General features: G+C 55.9%; 19 protein-coding genes. 7 read left to right on the top strand and 12 right to left on the bottom strand.

Annotation, left to right across the window (positions count from 1 at the left end):
- Window positions 1-91: 91 nt before the first annotated feature.
- Together ASC74_RS11330 and ASC74_RS11325 are read right to left on the bottom strand one after the other, a co-directional pair.
- Complete coding sequence (locus ASC74_RS11330) at window positions 92-397, bottom strand: PepSY domain-containing protein (protein WP_056741449.1); 306 nt, start codon at window positions 395-397, stop codon at window positions 92-94.
- 109 nt (window positions 398-506) lie between these two features.
- Window positions 507-1,634 carry a glycerophosphodiester phosphodiesterase gene (locus ASC74_RS11325; RefSeq protein WP_056741448.1) on the bottom strand — a complete coding sequence of 376 codons (1,128 nt, stop codon included), beginning with the start codon at window positions 1,632-1,634 and terminating at the stop codon, window positions 507-509.
- A gap of 234 nt (window positions 1,635-1,868) precedes the next feature.
- Between ASC74_RS11325 and ASC74_RS11320 the strand changes: the two genes are divergently transcribed.
- Window positions 1,869-2,195, top strand: a complete 327-nt coding sequence (locus ASC74_RS11320) for a DUF2025 family protein (RefSeq protein ID WP_056741447.1) — start codon at window positions 1,869-1,871, stop codon at window positions 2,193-2,195.
- A 126-nt stretch (window positions 2,196-2,321) separates the two neighbouring features.
- Here ASC74_RS11320 and ASC74_RS11315 read toward each other — a convergent pair whose 3' ends face one another.
- Both ASC74_RS11315 and ASC74_RS11310 read right to left on the bottom strand, forming a co-directional pair.
- Window positions 2,322-2,645, bottom strand: coding sequence for an antibiotic biosynthesis monooxygenase family protein (locus ASC74_RS11315; protein ID WP_056741446.1), 324 nt, complete (start codon window positions 2,643-2,645; stop codon window positions 2,322-2,324).
- On the bottom strand, window positions 2,642-3,349 hold the full coding sequence (locus ASC74_RS11310; protein ID WP_056741445.1) for a CTP synthase C-terminal region-related (seleno)protein: 708 nt from the start codon (window positions 3,347-3,349) through the stop codon (window positions 2,642-2,644). The genes ASC74_RS11315 and ASC74_RS11310 overlap by 4 nt, the downstream gene beginning before the upstream one ends.
- A 15-nt stretch (window positions 3,350-3,364) precedes the next feature.
- On the opposite strand from ASC74_RS11310, the gene ASC74_RS11305 reads away from it, so the two are divergent.
- Entirely contained in the window at window positions 3,365-4,306 is a 942-nt protein-coding gene (locus ASC74_RS11305; protein WP_082555800.1) for a LysR family transcriptional regulator, read from the top strand.
- Between the two features lie 7 nt (window positions 4,307-4,313).
- Here the strand turns inward: ASC74_RS11305 and ASC74_RS11300 are convergent, their stop codons facing one another.
- Both ASC74_RS11300 and ASC74_RS11295 read right to left on the bottom strand, forming a co-directional pair.
- On the bottom strand, window positions 4,314-4,853 hold the full coding sequence (locus tag ASC74_RS11300) for a DUF1003 domain-containing protein (protein WP_056741443.1): 540 nt from the start codon (window positions 4,851-4,853) through the stop codon (window positions 4,314-4,316).
- A 124-nt stretch (window positions 4,854-4,977) separates the two neighbouring features.
- Entirely contained in the window at window positions 4,978-5,589 is a 612-nt protein-coding gene (locus ASC74_RS11295; RefSeq protein ID WP_056741442.1) for a TetR/AcrR family transcriptional regulator, read from the bottom strand.
- Window positions 5,590-5,802: 213 nt separating this feature from the next.
- Between ASC74_RS11295 and ASC74_RS11290 the strand changes: the two genes are divergently transcribed.
- On the top strand, window positions 5,803-6,861 hold the full coding sequence (locus ASC74_RS11290) for an MBL fold metallo-hydrolase (RefSeq protein ID WP_056741441.1): 1,059 nt from the start codon (window positions 5,803-5,805) through the stop codon (window positions 6,859-6,861).
- A 51-nt stretch (window positions 6,862-6,912) separates the two neighbouring features.
- Here ASC74_RS11290 and ASC74_RS11285 read toward each other — a convergent pair whose 3' ends face one another.
- The 3 genes from ASC74_RS11285 to ASC74_RS11275 all read right to left on the bottom strand — a co-directional run bounded on the left by ASC74_RS11285 (window position 6,913) and on the right by ASC74_RS11275 (window position 8,363).
- A complete protein-coding gene (locus ASC74_RS11285; RefSeq protein WP_082555799.1) occupies window positions 6,913-7,173 on the bottom strand; it encodes an XRE family transcriptional regulator in 261 nt (86 codons plus the stop codon).
- Between the two features lie 11 nt (window positions 7,174-7,184).
- The gene (locus tag ASC74_RS11280) at window positions 7,185-7,502 is read right to left on the bottom strand and encodes a helix-turn-helix transcriptional regulator (RefSeq protein ID WP_046045462.1); all 318 of its coding nucleotides are present in this window, start codon (window positions 7,500-7,502) and stop codon (window positions 7,185-7,187) included.
- A gap of 93 nt (window positions 7,503-7,595) precedes the next feature.
- Entirely contained in the window at window positions 7,596-8,363 is a 768-nt protein-coding gene (locus tag ASC74_RS11275; RefSeq protein WP_056741440.1) for an AraC family transcriptional regulator, read from the bottom strand.
- Between the two features lie 110 nt (window positions 8,364-8,473).
- Between ASC74_RS11275 and ASC74_RS11270 the strand changes: the two genes are divergently transcribed.
- The 3 genes from ASC74_RS11270 (at window position 8,474) to ASC74_RS11260 (ending at window position 10,467) form a co-directional block, all read left to right on the top strand.
- Window positions 8,474-9,289, top strand: coding sequence for a sulfite exporter TauE/SafE family protein (locus ASC74_RS11270; protein WP_056741439.1), 816 nt, complete (start codon window positions 8,474-8,476; stop codon window positions 9,287-9,289).
- A 71-nt stretch (window positions 9,290-9,360) separates the two neighbouring features.
- A complete protein-coding gene (locus tag ASC74_RS11265) occupies window positions 9,361-9,729 on the top strand; it encodes a hypothetical protein (RefSeq protein WP_056741438.1) in 369 nt (122 codons plus the stop codon).
- A 33-nt stretch (window positions 9,730-9,762) separates the two neighbouring features.
- Window positions 9,763-10,467: a DUF6933 domain-containing protein gene (locus tag ASC74_RS11260; RefSeq protein WP_056741437.1), complete on the top strand. Its 705-nt coding sequence runs from the start codon at window positions 9,763-9,765 to the stop codon at window positions 10,465-10,467.
- Window positions 10,468-10,481: 14 nt separating this feature from the next.
- Here the strand turns inward: ASC74_RS11260 and ASC74_RS11255 are convergent, their stop codons facing one another.
- The 3 genes from ASC74_RS11255 to ASC74_RS11245 all read right to left on the bottom strand — a co-directional run bounded on the left by ASC74_RS11255 (window position 10,482) and on the right by ASC74_RS11245 (window position 13,157).
- Window positions 10,482-11,471, bottom strand: a complete 990-nt coding sequence (locus ASC74_RS11255; protein ID WP_056741436.1) for a hypothetical protein — start codon at window positions 11,469-11,471, stop codon at window positions 10,482-10,484.
- Window positions 11,472-11,789: 318 nt separating this feature from the next.
- Window positions 11,790-12,503, bottom strand: a complete 714-nt coding sequence (locus tag ASC74_RS11250) for an HNH endonuclease signature motif containing protein (RefSeq protein WP_056741435.1) — start codon at window positions 12,501-12,503, stop codon at window positions 11,790-11,792.
- A 120-nt stretch (window positions 12,504-12,623) separates the two neighbouring features.
- The gene (locus ASC74_RS11245; protein WP_056741434.1) at window positions 12,624-13,157 is read right to left on the bottom strand and encodes a BRO-N domain-containing protein; all 534 of its coding nucleotides are present in this window, start codon (window positions 13,155-13,157) and stop codon (window positions 12,624-12,626) included.
- Between the two features lie 523 nt (window positions 13,158-13,680).
- Between ASC74_RS11245 and ASC74_RS30980 the strand changes: the two genes are divergently transcribed.
- Window positions 13,681-14,826 (top strand): PP2C family protein-serine/threonine phosphatase, encoded by a 1,146-nt coding sequence (locus ASC74_RS30980; RefSeq protein ID WP_082555798.1) that lies wholly within the window; start codon window positions 13,681-13,683, stop codon window positions 14,824-14,826.
- Window positions 14,827-14,828 lie beyond the last annotated feature (2 nt).

The raw sequence follows: 14,828 nt of genomic DNA, 5'->3' as shown, positions 1-14,828 counted from the left end.
GCTGGCGCGGCGTTGGCGCGACTTCATTGTCTGAATTTGACGTGCAAAAAAGCCGCACGATCCGAAGATCGTGCGGCTTGGTGTTTGTGCATCAGGTGTCTTGTTTGTTGCTCAGTACTTTGCCGGTGGCGGCATCGAAGTCCACGTCAAACTCTTTGCCGTCAGCGGTTTTCAGTTCGACTTCGTACTCGTAGCCGTTGAAGTGATTATCCAGATCCGTGTCAGTGATGGTCGCACCCGGATGCAACTTCAGAGCAGCCTGATTCATTTCTTCCAATGGCTTGATCTTGCCGCTTTTGACCAGCTCAGGGATCTGGTCGACGCGGACATCAGCCTGAGCCAGGCCCGCGGTGAGGGTCAGGGCAGCAGCAGTGAACAGGGCAGTCAGGGTTTTCATGAGGTTCTATCCTTGGGTGATCTGTTTAAGTGGGATCAGGTTATCCGGCGCAACTTAATCCACCCTTAATTCTCCAACCGCGACTGAGTGACGATCGTTCCCTCGTTCATCAGTAACCGTTGTTCTGCAGCAACTGCGCAACGCTGGCCGCCGCCGGGCGTTTGTAGAACTTGAGCAGTTCGCTGGCGCGGTTGGTGAAGATGCCGTCGACGCCGGCGTCCATGACTTTCTGGTAATCCACGGCATCGTCGATGGTGTAGACGTGCACCAACAAGCCCTGATCGTGGGTGTACTGGTTCATCCACGGTTGCACCAGGTCCGAATAGCTCTGATCGCCACCCTTGGTCAGCGCGGCTGAAGGGCCGGTGCCGATCGCGCCCTGGGCTTTGGCGTACTCGACCCATTGCTGGAATTCGGCTTTGTCTTTCGGTTGCTGTTTGGCGTAGTAAGTGGCTTTGTCCTTGTCGCCGGACTCGGCAAACGTCACCTTGGATTTCGGCTCGATGCTGCCTTCACCGACCCACAACAGGAGGATTTTCGGCACTTTCGGCATTTCCTTCTCGAGCAGTTCGAGGCTGCTCTTCTCGAAGGTTTGCAGCACGACTTTACCTTTGCCCTGGCCAACCGCCAGATCGCTCTTCGCCAGTTTCGAACCTGCCGGGCTCAACCAGCCGCGGTCCTGGAGTTTTTCCTTGAGGTCGCGCTCGATCCCGGGAAATTGCTTCGGTTCTTTGGTTTCGATGTACAGGCCGGGCTTGTGCAGCGGATTGCCTTGGGCAATGTCGATGATTTCGTCGAGGGTCTGAATTTTCAGACCGACGTACGCAGGACGCGCGCGGTCCGGGTAGGCGGTGTTGAACCAGCTACCGGCATCCAGGGTTTTCAGCTCGGCGATAGTGAACTCGTTGGCCGGGCGGTCCTTGCGCTCAGGGAATTTACTGGCGACGTCGGTGGTGCGTTGCAGGTTGTTGTCATGCAGGGCGAACAGCACGCCATCCTTGCTGCGTTGCACGTCCAGTTCCAAGTAGTCGGCACCCAGGTCGCGGGCCAGTTTGTAGGCCGCGGCAGTGGATTCCGGTGCATCGAAGGACGCGCCACGGTGAGCGATCACGGCCGGATGCGGGATGCCCGTGCGGGTTGCCAATGCGGTGGGGCTTGGTTCGCTGGCGGCCTGTGCGTGGCCGAGACCCAGCATCAGACTCAGAAGCAGGGCGCTCTTGGTAAAGGGAACGGGCATGGTCGAGGTCCTTTCGCAGATTTTCAAAGACGTATCTTTTAACAACTGAGCGCCGCTTGCGCTATCGCCAGACCGACATAAACGTGTTTAAAGCAGATTTTTTCAGCGCTTTTGTGCGCTTCTTTGCAGTACTCTTGGCCCCGGCAGTTACCCCGGCAGAGGGAACGCCCATTCGCTTGCCCTGCGTGTAAACCATCGATCACCGGTCCTTTGCGACCTTCTGTGAGGTTTATCATGCGCATCACTTCCGAGCTCATCTGCCAGGCCGCCGACCAACTCAAAGGCTTCGTCGGCCTCAATCGCAAGACCGGCCAGTACATCGTTCGTTTCAGCGAAGACTCCTTCGGCATGGACGTGGCTGACGACGGCATTATTCCCACCAGCGAATTCGTCTGGGCCCCAGGTTCCGCGCAGGCCATGACGCTCAAGCGTGAGTTGATTCAGTTGTTGCTGGATCAGAACATCGATGACCGGATCAACATCACCGAGCCGTTGCGGGTGTACATGAATCGCCGGGAAGTGCCGGAGATTTCGGCGGTTCGCAGTTTGGTGCAGGGCTGAGTTTTGCGGTGACTGTGCGGGCCTCTTCGCGAGCAAGCCCGCTCCCACATTTGATCTGTGCATCAACACAAATCCAATGTGGGAGCGGGCTTGCTCGCGAAGACGGCCTGAAGAGCGCAGCATTATTTACAGCTTGAACGCATACGCCCGCTCAACCTTGCACACCCGCGTATGGCAAGACGAATACCAGGTCGACCGCCCGCGTTCGCGAATCTCACTGTGCTCGGGTTGATGTTTCCACGCCAGGATCGCCGCTTCGCTGGCCCAGTAGGACACCGTAATCCCGAGCCCGTCTTCACCCCGAGCCGATTCCACACCCAGAAAACCAGGTTGCTCACGGGCCAGTTCGAGCATGCGCGTGGCGGCCTGCTCGTAACCGTGATCACCGTCGGTGCGCAGGGAGGTAAAAATCACCGCGTAGTAAGGCGCTGGCGGAGTCTTGGCGATCATGACTTCTGCCTCTTGCAGGCTGCGATCAACGCACGGACCAGCGGCGGCAGCTTGCCCTTGAGCGCTGCGCGTTCAGGTTGGAACAGCGTCGCGACGAAGAACGGATGTCCTTTGAGTTCCACCACCCGCAAGTCGCCGGTTGAGTCGTGTCCAACGGCGCACAGCTGTTGGCTCAACAACTCACGTTCGAACGCGGGATTAATGCCGTAGCGGCAGTGATAGCCTTCGACAATCTCAGCGCTTTCGTACGCCTGGGCGATCAACGAGCCTTCCACCAGATGAATGCTGTCGACGGCCTCCACCAGCGAACAGGTCAGTGGCGTGAGCAGCGCTCGCGCCGCATCGGGCGATGTCTCGCCATGTTCGGCATCGTCCCAGCCCAGAACATGTCGGGCGTATTCGAGTACGGCGTGTTGAAAGCCGCCGCAGGTGCCAAGGAACGGCCGTTGCTGTTCACGGGCAAAACGAATCGCCCGCAACGCACCGTCCCTATCGCGGTAAGGGCTGGCGGGCACGCACCAGAAACCGTCGAAATCAGCCAATGGCGCATCGGCGCTGATGCGGTCGGTGGCCAACCATTGGAACTGCACGTCTGCGTTCGCCCGTTCAGCGGCCATGTCGAGGGCGATGGGGATGGCTTGGTGAGCGGTGACATGCGGGTCGTAATCGCCGATCAGGGCGATGCGGATTGGGCGGGTTTCCATGAGTGCGCTCCACGCTTGTTGATTCCTGGCACCCACTATAGATTGGCGTTCACGCACTCAATATTGGCGTTATCCCAATTGATCAATGCATCAACGCACTATCGACTGGATTACCCCGACCTGTCCCTGATCCTCGCGCTGGTGCGCGGCGGCTCTCTGGCCCGGGCGTCGACGCTGTTGAAGGTCGACGTCTCGACCGTATTTCGCGCCGTGCGCCGATTGGAAGCCGCGCTGGGCCAGCAACTGTTCGAAAAGAGCCGCGCCGGCTACTTGCCCACCACCTTGGCGCAGACCCTGGCCGAGCAAGCTGAACGGGCCGAACAGGCGCTGGAGGTGGCGCGCATTGGTGTGGAGCAGGGCGGTGAAGTCATCAGCGGCACGGTGCGCCTGACCTGCACCGATTCGGTCTTGCAAGGCTTGCTGCTGCCAGCGTTGGCGAAGTTCATGCCCGGCTATCCGGCGCTGACCATCGAGTTGAGTACGTCCAACGACTTCGCCAACCTTAGCCGCCGGGATGCCGATATCGCCTTGCGTCTGACCCGCACACCGCCCGAGCACTTGGTCGGCCGGCGATTGGCTGAGGTGTCCTATCGAGTCTGTGCCAGCGAGGCGTATCTGAAATCGGTCGATTCCGAAGACCTGGCTTCGCTGACCTGGATTGCCCCGGACGACTTCCTGCCTGATCACCCCACCGTCGTGTGGCGTCGTCAGCAGTTGCCCGGCGTCACACCGGGTTATCGCTGCAACAGCATGTTGTCGGTGACTGAGCTGGTACGGGCCGGGCTCGGTGTTGCGGCATTGCCGGACTTCCTCATCGGTGAAGGGCTGCAACCGTTGAGCGAGCCGTTACACGGTTACGACACGGCGCTCTGGTTGCTGACCCGCCCGGACTGCCGCGCCTTGCGCTCGGTGGTGACGTTGTTCGATGAGTTGGGGCGGGCGCTTCGATTGCCTTGACCGAGCGCTAAACTTTCGGCTGATCCTTGCGCACGAAGTGCTGATGCATTTCCGAGGTCAGGCTTTCGATGCGTTCGGTGAGGGCCTTGGTCATTTCGGTGAGCCGGGTGTTTTGTTCGAGCAACTCCAGCAGTTGCGTGGTGTTCTGCGCTGCTTGTGCCTGACGTTCACTGTTGGCGACGGCCAGGGTTTCGCGGTGCAGGGCGTCGGCGTCGGACTGGGCTTTATCCCGCGCCGCCTGACGGGTCTGGGCCAGCAGAATCAACGGCGCGGCATACGCCGATTGCAGGCTGAACGCCAGGTTGAGCAGGATGAACGGGTAGAGATCGAAATGGGCCACGCCAAACAGATTGAGGCAAACCCATATCACCACGATCAGCGTCTGCGCACCGAGAAAGGTCGGCGTGCCGAAGAACCGCGCAAAGGCCTCGGCGCGCAGGGCAAACTTGTCGTTGCCAAAGGTAGGCGCCAAGTGTGCATGGGCGCGATGAAAGCGCAGATGGTCGACGGGGAGGGCGGGTTGAGTGTCGGAAGTCGTGGTGGTCATGGTGCTCTCTGCATGGCGCTGGGACTGAAGCTCACTATAGCCCCAGCGCCAGTTTCATTCTGAAACACATTGCGGAGTTTTATTCCGCGCTATTGATCACCGCTAAAGCGGCGGACATTGTCATTTATTGCAGCTGATAGCAGGCCAGAAACATGTCCAGCGCCGACTCCACAACAGTGGTCTGCATCTCGGCTGACAGGCCGGGGAAGCCCATGGAAATCTGCGGCCAGAACGCAAAGGATTTGAGCATTCCCTGAATCTGTTGTGCAGCGAATTCGGGGGCGACCGGTTTCAAACGGCCATCGGCCTGAGCGGCGCGGATCCACACGGTCAGGCCTTCTTCGCGCTCACCCATTCGGGCGACCATGTTCTGCGCACGCTCGGGGGAATGGATGGTGGCGGCAATGGCTACCCGCGCCAGGTCGAGAAAATTGTCATCGCCCAGCATCTGCAATTTCGCCATCAACATCCGGCGCATCTGATCGCGCAGCGGCAGGTCAGGGCGGTAGGGCGTTTCCTGTTCTGACGTCACCCGCGCCCACAATTGATTGAGGATTTCGGCGAACAACTCTTCCTTGCTGGGGAAGTGGTTGTACACCGTGCGCTTCGACACGCCGGCGGTGGCAGCGATCTTGTCCATGCTGGTGATGTCGAAACCGTTGGCACGGAATTCGGCAATCGCCGCCTGAATGATGGCTTCGCGTTTTCGGTCGGTGAGGCGCTGTGGAGCTGTCATAAGTACGCTTCGGCAGGAAAAAGTGAGAATTACACTTGGCAGTTTACTTGTGATCGGGTTTGATGCAACCTAGAAACTACACTGTGCAGTGTAATGTTTTGTTAATCCTGCGCAGTGAACAATAGATCTCCGGCTGATGCGTGCGTGCCTTGGCCATTTATCGTCCCAAGCGGAAAACCGCGAATCATGCGGTTTTCCTGGAGTCATTCAGTCATGGCCACTTCAACTTCCCCTGCGGACAACGCCCCCACGCCTGAAGCATCCCGCCAGGCAGAAGGGCACTTCCGAAACCATGCGCCCGTGCAACGTGAAGGCTTTCGCAAAATGGTGCGCATCATGTGGAACATGATTTTCCACAAACCGCGTAACACCCGCCCGACGGCGCCTGTCCCGGTGCAAACCCTGACTCAGGCAGCCTTGATCGCCGCCCCCAACCACAGCGTTTACCGTCTCGGCCATTCCACCGTACTGCTGAAACTGCGGGACAAATTCTGGATCACCGACCCGGTCTTCGCCGAGCGCGCCTCACCCGTGCAATGGGCCGGCCCCAAGCGCTTCCACCAGCCGCCGATCAGCCTTGAAGAGTTGCCGCCGATTGAAGCGGTGATCCTGTCCCACGATCACTACGACCACCTCGATTATCAAGCGGTGCTCAAACTGGCGGACAAGGCCAAGTACTTTCTGACGCCGCTGGGCGTGGGCGACACCTTGATCAAATGGGGCATCGACGCCAGCAAGGTCCGTCAACTGGACTGGTGGCAAGGTACTGAGGTCGACGGTGTTCAGTTCATCGCCACGCCTTCGCAACACTTTTCCGGTCGCGGTCTGTTCGATGGCAACAGCACGCTGTGGGCCTCGTGGGTGATGATCGACGGCGACACGCGGATCTTCTTCAGCGGCGACAGCGGTTATTTCGACGGCTTCAAACGCATCGGCGAACAGTACGGCCCATTCGACCTGACGCTCATGGAAACCGGTGCCTACAACGTCGAGTGGCCGCATGTTCACATGCAGCCGGAGCAAACCCTGCAAGCACACATCGACCTTAAAGGCCGCTGGTTATTGCCGATTCACAACGGCACGTTCGATTTGTCGATGCACGCCTGGTTCGAACCTTTCGACCGCATTCTGGCGTTGGCCTGGGAGCGGAATGTTTCGATCACCACGCCGCAGATGGGGCAGGCGTTCAATGTGATGTATCCGCAGCGGGGTGGAGCCTGGTGGTCGGAGATGGAAAACGTTGGCGATCAGGTGGAACCTCAGAACGCTTGATGATGTGTCGCCGGGCCGACCCGCGGGAGCGGCCCGAGATTCGCAACTAAACTAGCTGCGTTCATCCTGTAGCAGGTCTAGATATTCCGAGATCTTTGCCACGGTCAAATCGCGAAATTTTCCGCGGAGCATTTCATTCAGCTCCTTCTGAGACAGTCCGAGCTTTTGTGCCGCCTCAGTCTTACTCAGACGACCGGTTTCGAGAAATATGCCAATCTTCATAACGTACTCAGATTTGGCCCGCATCTCACCCGCATCGGGATATCCCAGCACCTCATAAACACAGCTGTCGCTTCCATTGACTTCACTCATTTGCTGACACCTCACTCAACCATCGCATAATCCGCCCGCCCAACCGGATCAGGCGTAGACCCTTTCACATTCATCCCTCGACCCGGCGCAAACCCCGGGAAGAACACCAACCCCTCCGATTCAAACCGATAAGCCAGCGCCAGCCGCGTAACATCCAGCACATCGCGTTCATCCTCAAATCGCTGAATAGCGTCCACCGAAACCCCGGATTCCCGAGACAGTTCCTCCACACTCCAACCCAGCATCGCTCTGGCCTGAACGCTATGCGCGGGGGTGAATTGGAAAAGGGCGATACGTTCCAGGGTGATTTTCATCGCATGAGAGGCCATGGTGTTCTCCGGGCTCAAGAGTGCTGATTCAAAAAATACTGTGTTTTTGTACAGTTGTTTTGAGCGCGGATCAACCTCATTTTTTGATCGGTTCTATCTCGTCCCGTCCAGCCAGGTCGTTGGCGCCTGTCCCAGTACGCGGCGGAACATCGTGGAGAACGCCGCCGGGCTGTCATAGCCAAAATCCAGGGCAATCCGCGTCACCGGCTCGCCCACCACCAGCCGCGCCAGAGCCAGCACCACACAAGCCCGCTGCCGCCATTGGCTGAAACTCAGACCCGTCTGTTGGCGGAACAGGCGATTGAAAGTACGCAGGCTGATGTGCAACTGATCGGCCCATTGCTGTGGCGACTGGTGAGCGTCGGGCCGCTGCACAAAGTCCTGGCACAACGCGAGCAGCCGTGCATCGACGGGCAGCGGAATGTGCAACGGCAGGTGAGTGCTGCGCGCCAGTTCATGCAGCAGCAAGCCGATCAGCGTGCCGTCGCGCCCGCGCTCGTCATACACCAGCGGGATCTCCACCGCCTCCATCAGCAAGTGCCGCATCAACGGCGAAACGCTGATCACCTGGCAGCGATCCCCCAGATCCACCGCGCCCGGCTCGATATACACACTGCGAGTACTCACCCCCAGCATCAGCACTTCATGCGCCACTCCTGCCGGAATCCACACCGCCCGCTGAGGCGGCACCACCCAATTGCCGTCGTGCGTGCTGACCTGCATCACCCCGGTGGCGCCGTACAACAATTGCGCCCGCCGATGCGTATGACGAGGCAACAAATGGCCGTGGGAATAATCCGTACCGATGGCCACCACCGGCCGTGGCGTGTGGTCCAGCAGATCAATCGAAACATTGCGCATCGAGCAGCCTCAGCGATTGGCGTAAACGCGAACATTATTGGCTGACTTGCTGAAGCAGGCCAAGACACATCGCTCTATCGTCGACCGCTCTCAACTAACGGACGACACCGATGTTCTATCTCCTGCTGGCACTCTTCGGCTGCATGACCGGCATCACCGCGGTGCTGTTCGGTTTCGGCGGTGGCTTCGTCGTCGTGCCATTGCTCTACCGCATGCTCATGACCAGCCACGGCACAGACGATCCCGTCAGCCAATCGGCGATGCACATTGCTGTGGCAACCTCGACCTGCGTGATGATCGTCAACGCAACGATCGCCACTGGAAAACACCGACGCGCCGGTAATCTCATTCGCCATTACCTGTGGCCGCTGGGTGGGTTTATCGGCGTGGGCGCGATCATCGGCGCAGTGGCCGCGATGTGGGTGAGTGGCGAGGTGATTCGCTATGCCTTCATCGCGTACCTGGGCGTGACCATCGCGGATTGCCTGTTGCGACGCGGCTTTCTTACAGCGTCCGACACCGCCATCCCACGGCGATTGGGAAGGGTAGAAGTGTCTGGTGGCGGCGTAGGAATCGGCACCATCGCCACGTTTCTCGGCGTAGGCGGCAGCGTCATGACCGTGCCGTTGTTGCGGCGTTGTGGGTTGAGCATGTCCCAAGCGACGTCCATGGCCAATCCGCTCAGTTTGCCCATGGCGCTGGCCGGGACGCTGACTTACATGGTCATGGCTGGTTTCACCGAGTTTGATCTTGGGCCGTGGTTTGTCGGTTATGTGGATCTGCTGGCGTTTGCGGTGTTGACGGTGGGGTCGCTGGTGGGGATTCGATTGGCTACGCCTTGGATCGGGCGGATACCGGACCGAACCCATGCGCGGGTGTATATCGCTTTACTGGTGCTGGTGATGCTTGGTATGTGGGTCAAGTAGGGTTGGAATCAGGAGGTTTTTTCGCAAGAATAAGTCTTTGCATTGATCAAGATTTCACGCAGGAGAACGTCATGTCGATCCTCGAAAGCGACTGGAAGAAATTCAAGGAACTGCGCAAGATCGCGCTCGATCGTTTTTGCCAAGGAGTGCTCGCCGATGCCAAGGCTATTGCACAACATGGTGCACTTTCTGCGCATGCTCGCTATGGAATGCTCTACGGTCTGATGCATGACCGGAACAAGGACATGGCCCGCGCCTTTGACCATAACAGTCAATCCCGTTCCAGTGCGCTCACCGGCTTGCGCTTGATGGTCATGCATGACTTGCTGACCGACGCAGAGATATCAGTACTCAGCGAGGATGCGTTGGACTACATCTCGGATGTTGGTCGCCGGCCCTATGAGCTTGAGTGGGTCGAAGAGATCGTGAGACAGGACTGACAGTCGTATACAGATGTCATAAAAGGACAATGCATGTTGATCTTCAACTGCACCGAAGCAGCCAGCAACCTTTTCAGCCGCGTCCACAAGGGTAAGAAAATGACCCCGGTGGAGAAACCGCCATCGCCCGTTATCGAGGACGATGAACAAGGTGAGCTCACCGAACAGTGGCTGGTCCATGCCATCACCGTGCAACGCAAACACGTGCTGTTCGTCATTCACATGCAAACCCGCTACTGCATGATTTTTGCGGATGCGAAGAAGGCCGACGTTAAAGGTTTCATTCAGCGGTTTTCTGATCGTTGGATGAACGGACTGATGCGTGATGCACTGCACCATGATGTCCTGCAATGGGTTGGTCATGACTCCATGCTTGAAAGATTCAATGAAAGCTGCCGCCAATACAGGCTCTACAAACGCGGTCATCGCAGTGCGCAAGGCCATATAGGCGAAATCGCCTGGATCTTTGAGGATTACGCCGCAGAGTGGGGTTGTTTGCCGCCTGACGAGATCATGGCTGGTCGCGTTGACGCGAAGATGAACCACTTCATTAGAGGCAGCAAAAACGTCAAAGGCTATTTAGTGCCGGATGAGGAGATGATGGCTCACTGGATGCGTCAGTACTGTGGACTCGACGAGCCTGGCATCCAGGCCGCACGCAATCGACGTGATGAAGTCAAACGAGAAATACGAGAGCTGGAAGCGGCCTACGCGAAGCAGGGCCAGCCACCGCAATAATGCTATGAAGCAAGTTACTTATCCGCCAACCCCGGCGCTTCCCGAACAATAAAGTGATCCAGGTTCTCAATATTCGCGCTGAACACCCCGAACGTTTGCTCGGGGTTTTTCTTGCTTGGCACCTGCTTCAACTCCGGCGTCACACCATAAAAGAAGCAAAACAACTCTTTCCCGCTCTCACTGGCGTGCTTGATCTCTTCCAGAAACGCTTTGCGCTTGCGGTAGTTGTCGATCAGCTTTTTGCTCAGGTAAACGTTGACTGAATAAGGCTTCTTCTTCGCCTCGTCCGCTTGCTTGAACCAGACCTTTTGTTCGAAGTCGATGCGAAAACTCTGCGTGTAATCCTTGATCTCCTTGATCTTGCCCCAGTAAATCAGCCCCTTGTTGTCCTGCAGATACTCGATCTTCTTGAAGAACGACCCATAAGGCGCCGTGTGCTCGCCAATCTTCAGCGGCATGCGCTTGAGCAGCTCCTTATCCTCGAAGTTCGACACAAAACATTCCACCGGATGGGCGAAGACACTGGTCTTGTCCGGTGCTGATTCGCGGCTCGGGTGTTCGACGTCACTGGCCGCTGAAGAGGGTTTCGGATCGTCCCGCATCACGTCAGCCGCCACCGCCGGGTTCGACGGCTTACGCACATACTCACGCCGCGTCAGCAACAACTCCGACGGGAAATGCTCCTCGCGACTGTCATCCGTTTCCGCACCGTCCGCGTCCACACCTGACGCCGACGCCTTGAGACTGACATAAGGACAATCCGCCACATGCCGGGTGCTGGGCGTGTTCTTGAAATGCGGGGTGCGCACGTAATTCACGTTTTTGGCGTTGAACGTCGTCAACACATTTGCCGCATCGAATGCCAAACGACAGGCATCGTTGGGGCACTGGAAGTGTTCCTTGGCGGAATCGAACTCCATGGTTTCGTCGAAATTCAAATCGCGCACGTCATAGATCGACAGCTTGTCGTCGAGGCTGAGGCAGTAGGCGAGGTCGAATTTCATGGGGGCTCGGGTCCTTGAGTGGGGAAGGGTATTAATAGCGGGAGGCGGGGCGGGTTGCACTGACTGTTTTCAACACTCCGCGAAACTTGCGGCAACACACCAAACCTGTGGGAGCGAGCTTGCTCGCGATTTCCAATATCACTGCATTACCTACGCCTGGCGCACAACCTGTGGCGAGGGGGTTTACCCCCGTTGGGCTGCGCAGCAGTCCTAAAACCAGCAAACGCGGAATGTCAGGCATGACCAGTTTTTTCTTGGCGACTGCTCCGCAGCCGGAACGGGGGTAAACCCCCTCGCCACAGATTTCATTCAACCCAATTATTCGGTTTTCAACCGCTTCACCTTCTTATAGAGCGAGGAAGTGAATTCATCCTTATCGCTTGAATGGTGACAACGTCGATGACAATTCGGGCAAAGCGCCACGGCATTGCTAGGACGATCCGACCCTTCCTGCGCCAAATGCTTAACGTGATGAACCTCAAGATACGGCCTGCCATCCTTTTCAAACGGAGCAGGCTGGCCACAACCTTCGCAGATACCCTTGGCCTCCTTCCGTACCCAAGCTCTTACCTCAGGATCGCGGACATAGGCGTCTCCAGAGGCGGGCAACTGCTGTGGTTTCAAAATCCCTTTCGGCTCACTCTTGAACGATTGCTTCTCAAGCTTGGCGGCACGTCGTTCTAGCGTTGCTTCGTCAGCGGTCGGTGCAAAGTCTTCAGGAGTCAAAGTGCTTGGAGCATTCAGCGCGTCGCGAATGCTGCGAACTACATTCGCGCCGACATTCTTGGCAGGTTTGTACCCCTGAATGCGATCACGCTTCAGCTCTTCCAACACGGTAGAAATGTTCTGCATCCGAAACTCAACCGAGCCTTTGGTGCGACCGGCGAGGGCACCTTCACGCAAGACGCGATTTTCATGAGCCTTATTGACCTTCTGACCGCTCTGCTCGCGTGACAGCATGCTGAGATAGGCATCGACCGCAGCCTGAATCTCCACGTCACTCCAGTCGCTGTTGCCCTTTTCCATGTCCATACAATCGCCGAGGGTTGAAAACCCTCGGACAATACTGAGTGGCCATTACTACTGTCTACGAAAATTCCTACAGAAAAGACCGACGTATCGCTCAAGCGATCCTACAAATACACCGTCGCTCTAACCCACCGAATGCTTCGAAGACTGAAACACCTCCAAAACCTTCCGCCACCAAGGCTTAACCACAGGCACCCGCCGTCGCGTGCGATTCAGCAACAGATAAGGCATGTCCCGCAGCCGTATCCAACCTTCATCCTGCCAATGCAACAGACTCAACGACATCTCCGGCCAATCCAGCAAACTCAACATCGGCCGATCTGCATTCTTTGACTGCCCCGCGTCGCGCAAGGCTGGCACTACTTGATGAGTCAGCCACTCGCGCAACAGCCGATTCCCCGGCGCGTAGTGATAGACCAGCAACGCATACACGCCTGACTCGCTGAGCATCAGTCGTTTTTCCGGTTGCCCGTGGTAGTCGATCAGCAATGTATGCCGTTGATCCTCGTCCAGTTTGCTAACCACGCGATCACTGAGATGGAAACCCATTAAGCGACCCAGATCGAGGGCACAGAACCATGGCTGATTTTCTAGGAGGAGGGCGTGGAGTTTGAGGTTGTGGCGGGTGAAGACAGTGGGAGCGTAGGGATCAATCATGGTGAACCTCCCGCGAACGGAGAGCATGACTAGTGAGCCAGGCGTAACAAAACGCCATCGTAGGGAAGGGCAAGTGATTAGGCATATCCGTTACCTCTGGTTGCTTTCTTAGGGCATTCGTTATGGGTGTCGGGAGCTAAGAAACCCACCAGAGACGGGCCGGACATATTCCCCTTTCGGGTCTTTTATTCGCCCACTCCCGACATATCGGGGATTTTTCACAGGCGTTGAAAAACCGCTGGCGAAAAAACGCATGGCTATCGGGTGCGGAGAACCGCTCTGGTTTTTAGAGTTTCTTAGGCTCGAAGCAAAGGCTAGAGAAATGCACTACGATGGTCAAGAGGTAGAGCATTGTGGAATGCTGGGATTGGTTGTAGGGTTGGCTTGCTAAGATCGGGGTAAATGTTGGAAATATTTTCAAACGATTTTATAAAATGTTTAAAGAATGTGGTTGTTTATTAAATTTTTGGATTTGTTTCTAGCAATTAACTGATCGATTATATGAATGATTTGAGTGAGATATATGGAAGTCGAATCATATGTGAGCTTCGAGCGGCTAAAGGCTTGGTTTCTTAGAAAAACGCCCTCCAGTGGGGTTCGGCGATTGTCGACAATGTCTGGCGCGATAGCATCAGATATAGGCGTTTCTAGAGAAGAGAATCAAGATCGCGCGGCAATTATTCGAACTAGTGATATTGATGGGGTTGTTTACACATTAGTGGCAATAAGTGACGGGATGGGAGGCATGCAGGCGGGTGGTGTTTGTGCCGCTACTACGCTTGCAGCTTTTTTCACTTCGTTTATTGTTAGAGGTAGAGCAGGTGTTAGATTCGATGAGGGTATTGTTGAGTCTGCTCTAGATGCTAATCAAGCTGTTCATAAACTTTTTGGCGGTAGAGGCGGAGCAACTCTCTCTGCTTTGCTGATTAGGGAGGATGGTAGTTGTATCTGGCTTAATATTGGTGATAGTCGAATTTACGGTGTGCGCAGTGATGGAATACTGCAGTTTACAACTGATGATACTATTGCAGGTCAACTTGGTGAAGAGTTTAGTGGCTTAAAAAATAGATCTGAGCTTTTGCAGTTTGTAGGTATGGGGGAAGAGCTTGAACCTCACTACTCAGCGTTTAGTCTTGGCGATGCCAGTCATTTTTTGATGACTACCGATGGTATCCATTATCTTGACGAAAAATTAATGGGTAGCATAACTGTTAACTCCCCCGATCCCGGAACTTGTCTGAAGAGATTGGTGGATATCTCCAAATGGTGCGGCGGAAAAGATAATTGTAGTGCTGTTATGTTTTCCATAAGTGAAAACCTTCTTCCTCACAACGATTTCATCGGTCACGGCGTGTGCGAAGTTTGGGACTCTTTTGGAGATCTGCAGTTTTCTTTCGAAGAAAAAAATTATGGAATGCTAAGTAGTAAATTTAAAGACGTCGGTGTCGGAGAGACCTTAAAGGGAGGTAAGTCAAAATCTCGGTCAAAAGTAAAAGCAAAGGGCTCATTGTCGGGAAAAAAAATACTAACTCCCTGGGAATATTTGTTAACTGAAAAACATAAGAATGTTTATATTGAGACTGTTTCGAATACAGAAAAAAATAATCCAGTAAAAGTTTCAGAAAAGACACCTCCACAATTAAAAATTTCTTTTCCAAGCAAGGATTAGCA

Origin of the sequence: Pseudomonas sp. Root329, from assembly GCF_001424925.1 — a bacterium.
In the GTDB taxonomy this organism is placed as follows: domain Bacteria; phylum Pseudomonadota; class Gammaproteobacteria; order Pseudomonadales; family Pseudomonadaceae; genus Aquipseudomonas; species Aquipseudomonas arabinosi.
This window is presented reverse-complemented; position numbering and strand designations above follow the sequence as displayed.

Bases quoted from the DNA above. Each gene is read 5' to 3' on its own strand.
- ASC74_RS11330 (WP_056741449.1), bottom strand. From the start codon at position 397: ATGAAAACCCTGACTGCCCTGTTCACTGCTGCTGCCCTGACCCTCACC.
- ASC74_RS11325 (WP_056741448.1), bottom strand. From the start codon at position 1,634: ATGCCCGTTCCCTTTACCAAGAGCGCCCTGCTTCTGAGTCTGATGCTG.
- ASC74_RS11320 (WP_056741447.1), top strand. From the start codon at position 1,869: ATGCGCATCACTTCCGAGCTCATCTGCCAGGCCGCCGACCAACTCAAA.
- ASC74_RS11315 (WP_056741446.1), bottom strand. From the start codon at position 2,645: ATGATCGCCAAGACTCCGCCAGCGCCTTACTACGCGGTGATTTTTACC.
- ASC74_RS11310 (WP_056741445.1), bottom strand. From the start codon at position 3,349: ATGGAAACCCGCCCAATCCGCATCGCCCTGATCGGCGATTACGACCCG.
- ASC74_RS11300 (WP_056741443.1), bottom strand. From the start codon at position 4,853: ATGACCACCACGACTTCCGACACTCAACCCGCCCTCCCCGTCGACCAT.
- ASC74_RS11295 (WP_056741442.1), bottom strand. From the start codon at position 5,589: ATGACAGCTCCACAGCGCCTCACCGACCGAAAACGCGAAGCCATCATT.
- ASC74_RS11290 (WP_056741441.1), top strand. From the start codon at position 5,803: ATGGCCACTTCAACTTCCCCTGCGGACAACGCCCCCACGCCTGAAGCA.
- ASC74_RS11285 (WP_082555799.1), bottom strand. From the start codon at position 7,173: ATGAGTGAAGTCAATGGAAGCGACAGCTGTGTTTATGAGGTGCTGGGA.
- ASC74_RS11280 (WP_046045462.1), bottom strand. From the start codon at position 7,502: ATGGCCTCTCATGCGATGAAAATCACCCTGGAACGTATCGCCCTTTTC.
- ASC74_RS11275 (WP_056741440.1), bottom strand. From the start codon at position 8,363: ATGCGCAATGTTTCGATTGATCTGCTGGACCACACGCCACGGCCGGTG.
- ASC74_RS11270 (WP_056741439.1), top strand. From the start codon at position 8,474: ATGTTCTATCTCCTGCTGGCACTCTTCGGCTGCATGACCGGCATCACC.
- ASC74_RS11265 (WP_056741438.1), top strand. From the start codon at position 9,361: ATGTCGATCCTCGAAAGCGACTGGAAGAAATTCAAGGAACTGCGCAAG.
- ASC74_RS11260 (WP_056741437.1), top strand. From the start codon at position 9,763: ATGTTGATCTTCAACTGCACCGAAGCAGCCAGCAACCTTTTCAGCCGC.
- ASC74_RS11255 (WP_056741436.1), bottom strand. From the start codon at position 11,471: ATGAAATTCGACCTCGCCTACTGCCTCAGCCTCGACGACAAGCTGTCG.
- ASC74_RS11250 (WP_056741435.1), bottom strand. From the start codon at position 12,503: ATGGACATGGAAAAGGGCAACAGCGACTGGAGTGACGTGGAGATTCAG.
- ASC74_RS11245 (WP_056741434.1), bottom strand. From the start codon at position 13,157: ATGATTGATCCCTACGCTCCCACTGTCTTCACCCGCCACAACCTCAAA.
- ASC74_RS30980 (WP_082555798.1), top strand. From the start codon at position 13,681: ATGGAAGTCGAATCATATGTGAGCTTCGAGCGGCTAAAGGCTTGGTTT.